General features: G+C 40.8%; 8 protein-coding genes. 4 read left to right on the forward strand and 4 right to left on the reverse strand.

The window, feature by feature from the left end; translation table 11 throughout:
• Positions 1-145 precede the first annotated feature (145 nt).
• Both glmS and CAL6303_RS16270 read left to right on the forward strand, forming a co-directional pair.
• On the forward strand, positions 146-2,053 hold the full coding sequence (gene glmS, locus CAL6303_RS16265; RefSeq protein ID WP_015198905.1) for a glutamine--fructose-6-phosphate transaminase (isomerizing): 1,908 nt from the start codon (positions 146-148) through the stop codon (positions 2,051-2,053).
• Between the two features lie 287 nt (positions 2,054-2,340).
• Positions 2,341-3,387, forward strand: coding sequence for a PDDEXK nuclease domain-containing protein (locus CAL6303_RS16270; RefSeq protein WP_015198906.1), 1,047 nt, complete (start codon positions 2,341-2,343; stop codon positions 3,385-3,387).
• Between the two features lie 126 nt (positions 3,388-3,513).
• Here the strand turns inward: CAL6303_RS16270 and CAL6303_RS16275 are convergent, their stop codons facing one another.
• The 3 genes from CAL6303_RS16275 to CAL6303_RS16285 form a co-directional block, all read right to left on the reverse strand.
• Positions 3,514-7,755: a WD40 repeat domain-containing protein gene (locus tag CAL6303_RS16275; protein ID WP_015198907.1), complete on the reverse strand. Its 4,242-nt coding sequence runs from the start codon at positions 7,753-7,755 to the stop codon at positions 3,514-3,516.
• A 420-nt stretch (positions 7,756-8,175) separates the two neighbouring features.
• On the reverse strand, positions 8,176-9,522 hold the full coding sequence (locus CAL6303_RS16280) for an AAA family ATPase (RefSeq protein ID WP_015198908.1): 1,347 nt from the start codon (positions 9,520-9,522) through the stop codon (positions 8,176-8,178).
• Positions 9,523-9,570: 48 nt separating this feature from the next.
• Positions 9,571-10,488 (reverse strand): IS982 family transposase, encoded by a 918-nt coding sequence (locus CAL6303_RS16285; RefSeq protein WP_015198909.1) that lies wholly within the window; start codon positions 10,486-10,488, stop codon positions 9,571-9,573.
• Positions 10,489-10,749: 261 nt separating this feature from the next.
• On the opposite strand from CAL6303_RS16285, the gene CAL6303_RS16290 reads away from it, so the two are divergent.
• Positions 10,750-11,766, forward strand: a complete 1,017-nt coding sequence (locus tag CAL6303_RS16290) for a sulfate/molybdate ABC transporter ATP-binding protein (protein WP_015198910.1) — start codon at positions 10,750-10,752, stop codon at positions 11,764-11,766.
• A gap of 205 nt (positions 11,767-11,971) precedes the next feature.
• Positions 11,972-13,615: an alpha/beta hydrolase gene (locus CAL6303_RS16295; protein ID WP_015198911.1), complete on the forward strand. Its 1,644-nt coding sequence runs from the start codon at positions 11,972-11,974 to the stop codon at positions 13,613-13,615.
• Positions 13,616-13,623: 8 nt separating this feature from the next.
• Here the strand turns inward: CAL6303_RS16295 and CAL6303_RS16300 are convergent, their stop codons facing one another.
• A complete protein-coding gene (locus tag CAL6303_RS16300) occupies positions 13,624-15,015 on the reverse strand; it encodes a response regulator (RefSeq protein WP_015198912.1) in 1,392 nt (463 codons plus the stop codon).
• Positions 15,016-15,057 lie beyond the last annotated feature (42 nt).

The raw sequence follows: 15,057 nt of genomic DNA on the forward strand, positions 1-15,057 counted from the left end.
TGTTAGATCTTGAGTGCGATCGCTTATTACGTCCCGCAAGCTTCGCTTAAAACTCTAAACGTTACTTTCTAACCTCAGATGATCGTTCCAGTAGCTCATTAATACTGCTTGTATAATAGACGGGAACAGTAGAGTGGTGTTAGCAATGTGCGGAATCGTAGGATATATCGGGACTCAAGCAGCGACGGAAATATTATTAGCTGGACTAGAAAAGCTGGAATACCGGGGTTATGACTCCGCAGGTATTGCCACAATTTGGGAAGGTGAAGTTAATTGTGTTCGGGCTAAAGGAAAATTAGTTAATCTCCGTTCTAAGTTGGAACAGGTAGATTCCCCAGCACCAATTGGTATCGGACATACTCGGTGGGCAACCCACGGGAAACCGGAGGAACATAATGCCCATCCCCATATGGATACAACTAATCGTATCGCAGTTGTCCAAAATGGGATTATTGAAAATTACCGGGAACTGCGCGAACAATTAAAGAGTTCGGGAGTTGAGTTTCGTTCGGAAACCGATACCGAAGTCATCCCCCATTTAATTTCTCAGTTTTTCCTCGAAGAAATCGCCGTCTCTGAAGATACTAATTCTGCTACTTCGCCATTTTTTGTCGCAGTCCTGAAGACTGTAAATCAACTGGAAGGTGCATTTGCCATTGCCGCAATTTCCGCAGACTGCCCTGATGAATTAATTGTAGTTCGTCAGCAGGCACCTTTAGTTATTGGTTTTGGGCAGGGTGAATTTTTCTGTGCTTCCGATACACCTGCTATTGTTGCTTACACCCGTGCTGTATTACCTCTGGAAAATGGCGAAATCGCCCGTCTCACACCACTAGGGGTAGAAGTTTACGACTTTTCTGGTAGAAGGTTGAAAAAACAACCTAGATTATTGAATTTGAGTCCCACCATGGTGGAAAAACAGGGATTCAAACACTTTATGCTCAAAGAAATCTATGAGCAACCAGAAGTTGTCCGTGCTAGCCTGAATGCTTATTTTAATCTTGATTGGAAAGCTGAAACAAACCAAGATTCTCCCATCAATCTTGGTATTCCTGCCGAACTTTACGCAGATTTAGAACAAATTCAAATAGTTGCCTGCGGTACGAGTTGGCACGCGGCACTTGTGGGTAAATACTTACTGGAACAGTTAGCAGATATCCCTACTCAAGTTCAATATGCCTCTGAATTTCGTTACTCACCTGCCCCTGTAACAGCCAACACCATTACTATTGGGGTGACTCAATCAGGGGAGACAGCCGACACCATCGCCGCCCTAGCAATGGAAAATGATCGCCGCCAAGGTCGAGAAAGTAAGTATCAAGCGAAACTACTAGGTATTACCAATCGTCCCGAAAGCAGTTTGGGACATATGGTACCCCACATCATTAATACTCTGGCGGGAATTGAAATTGGTGTTGCTGCAACCAAAACATTTATTGCTCAATTAATGGCATTTTATGCTTTGGCGTTAGATTTGGGCTATCGTCGCCAAAGTATCCCAGGGGAATTGATGGAGGAGATTCTAGAAGGATTGCGACAAATCCCGGCAGAAATTGAATCTACCTTGGAACAGCAAGAAAAACTCACCGAACATTTAGCCCATGAATTCGCCGAAACCCAAGATTTCATCTTTTTGGGTAGGGGAATCAACTTCCCCATTGCCTTAGAAGGGGCTTTGAAATTAAAGGAAATCAGCTATATTCACGCTGAGGGATACCCAGCAGGGGAAATGAAACACGGACCCATCGCCTTACTAGATGCTAAGGTTCCAGTGGTGGCGATCGCAATGCCGGGAAGTGTCTATGAAAAGGTGATTTCTAATTCTCAAGAAGCCAAAGCTAGAGATTCTCGGTTAATTGGTGTCACACCTATTACAGATGGGGAAGCTGGAGAAATTTTTAATGATTTGCTGCCTGTGGCGAATGTTGATGAGTTATTATCACCAATTCTCACGGTGATTCCACTGCAACTATTGGCGTATCATATCGCTGCTAGACGTGGTTTGGATGTGGATCAGCCAAGAAACTTGGCAAAAAGTGTTACAGTTGAATAGCGTACAAATACTGAGATAGTTGGCATAGAACCTTTGTTTATCGTTCTTTTAAATTATCTCAATATCTTATTATACTAATTTTTGCTGTGAAATCAATTTGATTCTTGATCACAGTAAGCGATCGCACTTCCAAAAGAAATGCGATCGCTTTGACTATTGACTAGGTTGCATTCACAGCGAAGGATTAAATTCCACAATTAATCGAATTCGACGGGATTGCGCGGAGCGCTTTGAGAAGTCGGCGAGATTAGAAGCGATAATAAAAGATAATTTATGCGGTTTGGGTTATGGCGGATAAATTATCACTAATGGATAGCTATGATGAATTTTTGCGGGAGTTAAAAGAACGTATACGCAGCGCTCAAATCAAAGCAGCTTTATCTGTTAACCGTGAGTTAGTGTTACTTTATTGGCAAATTGGACGCGAAATTATCATCAGACAGCAACAGCAGGGATGGGGTGCAAAAGTTATTGAACGTCTCGCTCAAGATTTAAAAGCAGCTTTCCCAGATATGAAAGGATTCTCCGCCCGGAATCTTAAGTATATGCGAGCTTTTACTGAGGCTTACCCAGATGAGCAAATTGTGCAACAGGTTGTTGCACTAATTCCTTGGGGACATAATGTCCGTATTTTGGATGCTGTCAAAGACTTTTCAGTTAGACTCTGGTATGTCCAAAAAACTATAGAAAATGGCTGGAGTCGAAATATATTAGTGCATCAGATGGAAAGTGGGTTATATCACCGTCAAGGCAAGGCGACTACTAATTTTGAAAATACCTTACCAAAACCACAATCTGAACTAGCGCAACAATTATTAAAAGACCCCTATAATTTTGATTTTCTCAGTTTAGGAAAAGAAGCGCAAGAACGCGATTTAGAAAAGGCTTTAATAGAACATATTCGTGATTTTTTATTAGAATTAGGGGTTGGTTTTGCCTTTGTTGGCAGCCAATATCACTTGGAAGTTGGAAACCAAGATTTTTATATAGATTTATTGTTTTATCATTTACATTTACGCTGTTATGTGGTGATTGATTTAAAAATTGAAGACTTTAAACCTGAGTTTTCCGGAAAAATGAGTTTTTACGTTTCGGCTGTCGATGATTTATTACGTCATCCAGATGATAAACCAACAATTGGCATGATTTTATGTAAGACGAAGAATCAAACAATTGTAGAATATGCTCTGCGGGAAATGAATAAACCAATTGGAGTTTCAACTTATCAGCTACGGGATATTTTACCGGAACAATTGCAAGGAAGTTTACCCACAATTAAGCAATTGGAGGCAGAACTGGAGGCTTTATCTGTGGATGTTGAGGATGAAGAATGATAACTATGTTTTCATGCCTAATCGATAAACCTATGCAAGGACATGGATTAATGCAAGCTTGGCACTAATTGAGAAAATTATCTTGATTTCCACCATTGTGACCAATTTTGAATCATATTATTAGCGCTATTCCACAGTTCTTCGATCCTTAACTTCCTGTGCTTTCGTCTCAGGGTCAAATTTTAACTGCGGATTCCACTTCTGTGCTTGCTGGAATTTAGTCACCGCAGCCTCAGCATCCCCATTTCTCGCTAGTTCTTCCCCTTGAACCACCAACATCTCAGCAGCCCTAGCTAAAACAGATGGACTTTGGCATGACTTTAAATCGCCTAAAACTTCAGCACGGAAAGGTAAATAGTTATCTAAACGACTACAAGCACTTTTAACTAAATTATTAAAATCTAAATCCCATAAAATGACTTTTTTGTCGTCACTAGCAGAAGCGAGGGTTTTGCCGTCGGCACTCCATGCCACACCATAGACGTGATCGCTATGCCCATTCAGGGTTTTGAGTGGTTTACCCGTGGTTGCATCCCAGAGTTTGATGGTATTATCCCAACTAGCAGAAGCGAGGGTTTTGCCGTCGGCACTCCATGCCACACCATAGACCGCATCGCTATGCCCAGCAAGGGTTTTGAGTGGTTTACCCATGGTTGCATCCCAGAGTTTGATGGTATTGTCCAAACTAGCAGAAGCGAGGGTTTTGCCGTCGGCACTCCATGCCACACTTATGACCCCATCGCTATGCCCAGTGAGGGTTTTGAGTGGTTTACCCGTGGTTTCATCCCAGAGTTTGATGGTTGTGTCCGAACTAGCAGAAGCGAGGGTTTTGCCGTCGGCACTCCATGCCACACCATTGACCGCAGAGCTATGCCCAGTTAGGGTTTTTAGTAGTTTACCCGTGGTTGCATCCCAGAGTTTGATGGTTGTGTCCGAACTAGCAGAAGCGAGGGTTTTGCCGTCGGCATTCCATACCACACCTCTGACCCTATCGCTATGCCCAGTTAGGGTTTTGAGTGGTTTAATCGTGGTTGCATCCCAGATTTTGATGGTTTTGTCGCCACTAGCAGAAGCGAGGGTTTTGCCGTCGGCACTCCATGCCACACCATTGACCGCATCGCTATGCCCAATCAGGGTTGTGCGTTCAGTAAATGGATAATTTGAATGTACAGCTTCTCGTAATGCTGCTGTCGTCTGCATCTGGTTGGCTGTTGTGACCCCTTTTCCTTGTTTTAGGGTTCCTGCTACTTTTAAAGCTGCAATTGAAGCATCACGAGTTTCCCCAGAATTAAAAAGTGCATCGGAAGAATTTAGCTGTGCTTCCACTGCGTTAACATCAGCTTGTTGTCTTTGCTCATCAGCTTGTTGTTTTTGCTTATTTGCTTCCCATGCTTGATAACCTGCCGTTACAGACAATAAAGCCAGACCAAATCCCGCAACTATTGAACCAGTCAAAGCACGTTTGAGAAATTTATTTAACTTGGTTTCGCTGATTTTCCTTTGTTCCCTTTCCTTCTCCAATTCATCCATCAACACCTTTAATTTTGGTTCCTGTTGCTGACGAATAAACACAGCAATATAATCATGAACCAATTGATAACGGTCATCAGTTTTTTCTGGCAACAACAACACCAACCCAGATTTAACTAAAATCTCTACAACTAAATTTAATTGGTGAATATCTAATCCATGAGAACTATTAACCAATTCCTCTAAATCTCGCTCTAATTCCGCACGAGTTTTCAACGGACGAGTTCCTTTATCATCCGTCAGGGAATACAACAAAAATTCTGCCACCTGCATATTTTCTGTACCGCAGTTTTTCACAACTGCTTGCAAGTAGCGCTTAACTAATTCTTCCTTGGCTTTCTCACCACTTTGATTACCTAATAAATCATATTTCGCCAAAGTATTAATATTCTCAGCTTGCAATTGTGCCCCCACAATTTGCAACTCAATTGGACGCACTTCTCCCCAGGAACCCGCTAAATCCTCCACCAATTTATCAACTAAAGCAGCTTCCAAAGGAAAATTTGCACCCTCAGTTAAACGCTGAATAATTGATTTGGCATCGTCAGGTTTAAAATTTCCCAATTCATACAAAACATTACTGCTGAGAATATCATTACCAATAATATTCATACTTGATAATTTGTTGCATTCCAACAAATAATGCAAATAATCCACCCGCAACGACAAAATTACCTTTACCGAAAGAAGATTGAGATAATCAGCCAAAAATCCAAAAAATTCTAGCCTTTGTTCTGGTTCCGTGCAAACAAAGAAAAATTCCTCAAACTGGTCAAAAATTAAAACCGTGCGAATATTACGCTGTTCAATTTCTGTTAATTTCTCAAATATCGTAGAACCTAACCCTTCAAATCCAATTTGTTTTGCTAATTCTTCCTGCCAATTCGTGTAAACTCGCATTACCACAGGTAAATTATCTTTAATCCCAATCGCTTTATTTTTCAAAGCTGGCTCAAGTCCCGCATTTACCAGCGAACTCTTACCCACACCCGACTGTCCATAAATTACCGTTAACTTATGCTGAGTATCACCAACACGTTCAACTAATCTTTCTACATCCAATTGACGAGTAGATGCAGCTATTTCCGGCGCGACTTTTTCGCTATATTTATTATGTTGAATATTTCTCTGATTTTCTGTACTAAAACCATCACCTTTAAATGACTGCAATCTTCCCGCACCAATAAAAGCCCGTAAACCAAATTGCTGTTCGACAGAAAATTGCTCTTGTTTAATATCATAAGCTTTGAGATATTCTTTCTGCTCAAAATACAGTTTTTGTAAATAGTTTAATATATCTAGATAAAGTCTTACGTCTGCTAGAGGTTTGCTTAGTTCCCTCGCTGTTTCTAAATTGCTAATTGCTTCTGATTTCTCACCTAAATAATATTGAGACTTAGCTAAAATACATAGATATAGACCTCTCTCCAAACCTCTCTCCTGCGAGGAGAGAGGCTTTAAATTTTCCCTCATTCCCATGCTCTGCGTGGGAACGGATTCACCGAGGCTCTGCCTCGATTCTCTAACAAGAGGCAGAGCCTCTGAGAAAGTCATTTCCAGGCTGGAGCCTGGAAACGAGGATACTGGGGAGCCTGTTGTCAAAGAAGTATTTTCTTGCCCCTCTCCACGTCGGAGAGGGGTTGGGGAGAGGTGTTTTATTAAATCCAATGCTTGCCGAACATAACTATTAGCATCTCGCCAATTTTCTTCACCCAAAGCAGCTTCAGCTAAAAATCCATAATCTCTCGCCAAATCTAGCGGTTTATTTTCTGCGCGATGCGTTTCTAATAATTGAGTAAATATCTTTTTTAAAACATTCCATTCCTGTAAATTTCGCAGGATTTCGCCAAATATAACGCTATCATGATTAATTAAATCTAGTCTTTGATTATTCTCAATCAAACCTAAATATTCTTGAATGTAATTCTTCGTAGCTTGCCAGTCAAGATGATTCTTATCTGTATGTTTAATAGCTTTTAAATAATAGCAAATACAAATTTCTCCAAGAATCTTTACTTGACGTTCTAATTTGTTTCCATTATGTAAGTTACTTTCATTTGATTCATCTGCTAATTTGTTTTCTACACGATCAACTTGTCTCCACAAACTTAAAGCTTTTTGATAATGTTCCAGTGCTGTATCTTTTTGATTAATATTTTTATTAACAAAACCCAACAAGCATTCTAAATCAGCTTCTAATTCCCAATCTAAAATTTGAGAACTGGAAAAATCTTTATCACCTAATAAATCTCTTTGCGCTGCTTCTAATTCTAATTTTAATATTAAATAATCATCTACCAAATAATCATCTTCACCCAATCTCAAATTATTGCTAAACCATAAATTAGCAATATCCCGAAAATGATTTCCTAACTCATCCTGCTGAATTACAAAATTTTTACTAGTTGCCCAACTTTCAAAATCTGGGGCAAACTGCATTAATTGCTTGTAAACATCATCATTAATCCACAACACCAATGGAAACGGAAAATGCTTGCGAAAATCCTCCCGTACCTGATTTACTGCCGTCAACATCTGTGGAAGTCCTTCCACCCTATCCAAACCCAAAACCATCAATGCAGCAGGTAAATCCTCACCAAATTCCTCCCCAATCGCAGCAAACAGAGTTCTCCCCGACTCCCGCAACTGCAACACACTAATTTCTACCGGACAGATTTCTATTAACCTGGATATAATACGCGATCGCAAACTCGCATAATTACACCTTGCCAAAATCAGCTTAAACTTACCCGCAGAGTTTTCAATAGCCCAAGCGAGTTGCTGTAAAGCTTTTTCATTATTTACTTCTAATGAGGTTTCCCGCTGTTCTTCCTGCATAGGATTTTGGATTTTGATAGTTTTTTTAGTAGTCCTCTTTTTAGAGAACTTGGGTTGTTAGAGAGGAAATTATACCCTTTCCGACTCCGATGAAGTACAAAAGAACCCCTCCCCAACCCTCCCCGCTAGCGGGGCTACGGTGTACACACAAGTCTTTTAGAGTTGTCTCCCAGGTTTTTCGATCCCCCAACCCCCTTAAAAAGGGGGCAAATGTCTCTCAAAGTCCCCCTTGAAAAGGGGGATTTAGGGGGATCTACGACGATTTTGATTTTGAACAGAGATGTGTGTACACCGTAGGCTAGCGGGGAGGGTGCCCGATAGGGCGGGTGGGGTGTATTCTGATGTGATTGGGAAACGCTATAAATTCCCTGTTTCCAGAAATATTCTTCAAATTTGCAAAATGCGATCGCATTTTGCACCCTACTGTAATTCCCGCGCTTCTGCCAAAATCGGGTTAACATCAAACCAAAATTCCCCATTATCCCGATATTCAAACACGAACCGACTGCGAATCAACTTTTGATACCCCATATCATCGCTAACTTTTTTCTTTTCCTTCACCCGATGTAATAATTCCCACTCCTCATCGGAAATTGGTAGCACCATTTCATTGCGACGACCAACAATCACGGTTTCCAAAGTCCCACGGGTAAGGGGAAGTGTCATCTCCTCCTGAATGCAGGTATTTAGTAGCTTCAGTAAATCCCGCACATGACCCCCACTTGCGATACACAAACGATCTAAGGTCATTTCGTTATCAAATATTTCCGAAATTTTACTTAATCTATCCACTGAATTCAAGTCAGGAAATGCCCTTGCCATAACCATATCCCGCATCAAAGCCATTCCTTGTTCGTGGATGCTCCCATCTGGCAATTTTACCGGAACCATCGGTAACACCTTCGGGTCATCAAAACGCTGTGTCAACATTCCATAATCGTTGGAAAACTTTAGCGACAGTGGCATTGTATAGACAACATGACAACTTAACTTGTTGAGGGATTCAGCCTGATCGACAAATAAATATTCCTGTTGGGTTCTTCCCCAAGGTTTGACTCGATTATCAATGCGATCGAGATTATCGACAATTACCACCAAACCCTTTTTTCCCTGCTGTTTGAGTTGGATAATGGCAGGTTCCAAAAGTTCTTGATTAATAGCAGCTAACAATTTAACTTTTTGTGGTGCTAAATACTGGTTCAACCTTTCCCGCAATGTTGAATCACTTTTTGCCTTACTGGTAATTTCCCCAATCCCCAGAGACAGGGAATATTTTTCCTTTTCTGCCGAAAATCCCACATCACCCACATGGGGAACCTTCAACTTTACCCCCGTAACCTCCGAGTTTAAGACATTCCAAGCACCTTGAAGTAACTCTTTCAGCTTACGAGGTTCAGCAATATTTATTTTCTCCAAACTTTGACTAACACGACGTGCGATCGCAAGTAAAACATCACCAATATCCACATCGGTCATTTCTAAGTCTTCACTGGATTCAAAATAAATCACATGAAAACCATCTTTCTCCAATTCTACGAGCAAACGTAATAATTCCGTCGATTTCCCACAACCAATATGTCCGGTAAATAGTTGACAAGTAGGATCATTCGGCTTGAAATAGGTAATTTTTTGCTTCAACTTGGTGATCACATCCCCACCCCGCACCGAAGAAAAATCAATATAATATTTTCTATCTTCTGGCTGATTGACAACTAGAGTTTTACTAGGGTCAGTTGCTTCAAAAAATCTGCGTAAATCTATAGCCATTATGCTGCTGATTTAGTAAGTATTTATATCCTTTACGCCTTATGTGAGTTATGAATAGGATTGAACAGGAGTCTGCTCAAAGGTGAGAACATCAATGCCAAATTGCTGACGCAATAGGATACGCAGCGTATGACTTGCCATTTTAGCGGCAACATGGGTGCAAAGTCCGTCAACTTTCTTTCTAAGCAAGCGTTCGAGGTTGCGTCCTGTATTTTGTACCTCATTGAACACTCCCTCAATCCGTTCTCGAAAATGGTTAAGGAGCCGCTCAAAGGCAGCAGGAGTTTGTTGGTGTTGATTAACTCTTTTGGCGGTAAAGATACGATTGTTGGTAGTTCTTGATACCTCAGCTTGCCACTGGGTGCCAATAAAGCCCTTATCTGCCAGGATGTTACACCCCCGAACGAATTGTAAAACCACTTCCGCCGCTTCTCGTTCATCGGTATGAGCAGGCACAAGAGAATATACCAACGGCACACCCGCCAGGGTGCTTATAACCACCAACTTGTAGCCAAAATAATTCATCTTACGGCTAGCACAGTGACCATAGCTAGCGCTTCGGGTAAAATCACTCTGGCGTTTGCTACGCTTATAGCCCAATACGGGTATCGGTTTGGTATCAAGCAGTAGGGTACGCTCGAAGGTCGCTCCCATCTCGCTTACCCAGAAGCGTCGCAATTCCTCCAACAATCCTTCTAATCGCCGCACCCGTCGATTGAACTGGCTCTGATCTAACAATTTGGGAAACAGGTTGAGGTAGTTCGCCCGGATAAACCCTAAAAACTGCTGCTCACCAGGGTATGGAAAATAGTCCATTGCTAGCACTAAAGTCAACAGTTCGCTATCACTGAATACTGGTTGCGGTCCGGGCAACGAAGGAACAAGGCGATTGCCATGTTGAGTGTACCAATCATCCACTAATACATAAATGATGGTCAATAAACTGGGAGCGTCTATCATGTTCATAGGAGATATTAAGAATTGGTGTGGTTACCTTTATCTTGATGTCTCCCCTTGATTTTGAAAACCCTCTCTCACTCACATAAGGCGTATCCTTTTAAGTAAGGATACAGGTAACTACAACAGCAAAGATAATTTTTCAGGTATTTTTAATGACACCATCTGATGATTTACCCTTCCCTAGTGGCTAAAAACCCGAAAAGAGACTACTAATCTGTCAAAATAAAATTAACAGACTAGTAGATTAGTCGCAGAGGTGAGAGACAAGTGGGCATAGTAGTTGAAAGTGTATCGAAGCAATTTGGCGGATTTAAAGCTGTCGATGAGGTCAGCTTAGAGATTGATAGCGGTTCGCTGGTGGCACTTTTAGGACCATCAGGTTCAGGAAAGTCTACTCTATTGCGGTTAATTGCAGGTTTAGAAATGCCCAATAGTGGCAGAATCTTATTAACTGGTAAGGATGCCACAGACCAAAGTGTACAGGAGCGAAATATTGGATTTGTATTTCAGCACTATGCTCTGTTTAAGCACTTAAGTGTGCGGGAAAATATTGCTTTTGGGTTAGAGATTCGCAAGGCACCGAAAGCTAAGATCCGAGCAAAGGTAGAAGAATTGTTGGATTTAGTACAGCTGCGGGGATTAGGCGATCGCTATCCGTCTCAACTGTCGGGAGGACAACGGCAACGGGTAGCATTAGCCAGAGCTTTGGCGGTGGAACCCAATGTTTTATTATTAGATGAGCCATTTGGAGCGCTGGATGCGAAGGTACGTAAAGATTTACGTGTCTGGTTACGTAGATTACATGATGAAGTCCATGTAACTACTGTATTTGTCACCCACGACCAGGAAGAAGCCATGGAAGTATCTGACGAAATTGTGGTGATGAATAAAGGCAAAGTGGAACAGGTGGGTACACCTGCACATATCTACGATCATCCAGCATCCGCATTTGTCATGAGTTTTATTGGTCCGGTGAACGTGTTACCTAGTTCTTCGGGGATTTTCCAAGGTAATGGATTTGATTCAGTTCATCCAGAAATGTTTTTACGCCCCCAAGATGTAATTATTGACACCGAGCCTAGTGATACAGGCGTATCGGCAAGGGTGAGTAGATTAATACATTTAGGTTGGGAAATTCAAGTAGAATTGACATTAGATGATGGGCAAGTAGTAAGCGCGCATTTATCACGCGATCGCTTTGACGAACTAAACCTTGAACCGCAACAAAAGGTCTACGTTAAACCCAAAGATGCTAAATCATTTCCCCTTTATTACTCAATATAAACAAAGTAAAACAAAAAGAGAAGGTGATTAGCCTTCTCTTTAATGATTTCGGATACTTGTAAACTTTGGGGTGATGTAGAGCTTTGATACCCTAGCACTTTGACAGTAGTAGCTCTGGACTAATAGCATAATGCTGGACTATAATTCCGGTGCTTTGTGAATCAGTGTTTTTACTGTTCTAATCCAAATTAAGGTGACAATATTCATGGGACAAAGCCTCAGGGTTATTCAAGTAATGGCGAGTTTTTGGGGTGCTTTGACAGCGGTTCTGTTGTGTGGATTAAATACTTCAGTTCAGGCTGCGGAAACTGTAGTAATTCGTTTTGGAGAGTTTGCTGAGTCTATTTCCTTGGCAGAATTACAAACGATGGCAACTACAGGGAAATTTCCTGATGGCTATGGAATCTATACAAAACGCTTATCTGAACAACAACGTACACAAATTATCGGCGCGTTGCGAACAGAGATCCCTGTGGGTGTTGTAACAATGAATCGGTTACTTAATACCCCCGTTGGCACCACAATTTTAAATGATTTGTCAAAGGCTATAATTCGCAAAGATGCATCTGGTGTCCAAGCAATTCGGGCTGGTTTGGTTTTAGGTGCTACAGCACCCCAAGGACTTTCGGTGTTGAACTTTATTGCTGCATATCCCGGAAAGCGGTTAGAAATTGACTTAACCCAAGCATTCCAGGTTGGGAAAAACTTGAATGTGGCTTTTTGGCAAACCCAAAGGTTTATGGAAGCTTTAGCACCTCGGCTACAACCACGTAAAATCGATCTAAGTTTACCTTTCGATCCATCCCAACCTGGAACAAGTCAAGTTAAAGTCATCAATATCAACTTTGATGACACAAAACGTCAACGTCGGATTCCCATTGATTTATATTGGTCTGATGCAGTCACACCGAATCGTCCGGTAATTCTATTTACCCATGGTTTGGGTTCGGTACGCACAGAATTACGTTACCTGGCAGAACATTTAGCCTCCCACGGGTATGCGGTGGCGGCATTTGAACACCCTGGTAGTAATGGTGTAAATTTGGAGGAGGCGTTAGCTGGGAAAACTCGGTTGATGAAACCAGCGGAATTTCTCGAACGTCCCAAAGATATTAGTGCAGTATTAAATCAACTGGAAATTCTCAATCAAACACCTTCATCACCCATCAAGGGGAAACTGGCAACTAATAAAGCTCTAGTTTTAGGCTACTCTTTTGGTGGAAGTACAGCCCTAGTTAGTGGAGGTGCTGAGTATCAGCTAGAATATCTAAAACAACGCTGTAAGGAGAATTTAGCTACTGCTAGCTTAGGTGAAGGTATCCAATGTATCGCCCAAGAACTCCCCGAAAATACTTATCAATTGCGGGATGAACGAGTCAAAAGTATCATTGCCCTTAGTCCCACCACATCATTATTATTCGGAAATACAGGTTTATCTAAGATTACCATTCCCACATTGATGTGGAGTGCATCCGTAGATAAAACAACTCCAGCTTTAACTGAACAAATTATCAGTTTTTCGAGGATGCAACAGCCTAAATTATTGGCAGGGGTTATTGGTGCAACCCATCTCAGTGTTAAAGATCCTAGTGCCACAATGGATCAACGTGGTAAAATCAACACACCACTTAGTGGTGGAGAAGTTGTAGATACTCAAGCAGCAGATATTCGTAAATATCTTAAAGCAATTGTTGTAGCATTTGCAGCCCAGCTTACACCTGAAGCTGAAAAATATTCAATTTTTTTGACTTCAGACTATGCTCAATATGCTTCGACAAATGATTTTCCCATCCGTTTAATTCGGGAAATTCCTCCCGATGCGATGAAGGTTTTGGAAGAAATGAAATGAGTCGAGTTTTAGTGATGATATAGGGGAATTTTAATAATAAATTCTGTTCCTGTTTCTGCTGATGAATTGCAATCTAGTATGCCACCATGTTTTTCTGTAACAATTTGGTAACAAATTGAAAGTCCTAAACCTGTTCCTTTTCCTTCTGGTTTTGTGGTGAAGAAAGGTTGAAAAATTTTCTCTCTGGTTGATTCGGGAATTCCTTGTCCATTATCTTTAATTTGAATTGAGACATATTCCCGATCAAGACTGGTAGAAATATAAATTATTGGTGTAAACTCTTCTCCATCAGAGCTACGGGATTTACCTTTGTCGTACTCTTTACCTTCCATTTGTTCTTCAATTGCATCTATTGCATTTGCCAAAAGATTCATAAAAACTTGGTTCAACTGTCCCGGATAACACTCAATCATAGGTAAGTTACCATATGATTTCATGATTTGAATTCCCGAACGGTAAGTTTGGGCATTGAGACGATGCTGAAGAATCATTAATGTAGTTTCAATGCCTTCGTGGATATCTATAGCTTTTTTTTCTACTCCATCAGTGCGGGAATAGTTACGCAATGACTGCATGATACCGCGAATGCGATCGCTTCCCAACTTCATCGAGGAAATTAAACGGGGTAAATCTTCGCTGATGTGTCCCAAGTCGATTGTCTCGATTGCTTCCTCAATTTCATTTCCTGGAGTCGGAAACTTTTCTTGATAAAGTTTAACTAAATTAATCAAGTCATTGGCATATTGGTTGGCATGATATAAATTGGTCGATATAAAACCAATCGGATTATTCACTTCATGGGCAACACCTGCTACTAATTGTCCCAATGATGATATTTTTTCCGTATGAACTAATTGTAACTGCGTCCTTTTTAATTCCTCTAATGTTTGTGATAATTCTGCGGTTCTGGCTTGAACTCTTTCTTCTAACTGCTGCTTTTGTTCGTCTAATTCTTGATTTAGTCGTCTGAGTTTGATGTGTACTTGAATTCTTGCTAAAACTTCCTCTTGTTGAAATGGTTTAGTAATATAGTCAACAGCACCTAATTTTAAACCTTTAACTTTTTCCACAGAATCAGTTAAAGCAGTCATAAAAATTATAGGAATATCTTTTGTTTCTGGATCTGCTTGCAATCGCCGACAAGTTTCAAATCCATCTATTTTCGGCATCATGATATCTAATAATATCAAGTCGGGTGGATTATTTTTCACCTGTTCTATGGCACTTAATCCATCCATTTCCACTAGCACTTCATAACCAAGATTAGATAAGGTAGCATACAATACTTCTAAATTAGTTAAACTATCATCAATTACTAAAATAGTATCAAAAAGTCTGAAGGATTCTGTCGGAACTGATTCTGTGATTTCGGTAGTGCTGTTTAGGTGCTTTTCTAACATAATATATAATTATATTTTTGATGTAATTATCCTGAATCTATC

Source organism: Calothrix sp. PCC 6303 (genome assembly GCF_000317435.1).
Taxonomy (GTDB): Bacteria; Cyanobacteriota; Cyanobacteriia; order Cyanobacteriales; family Nostocaceae; genus PCC-6303.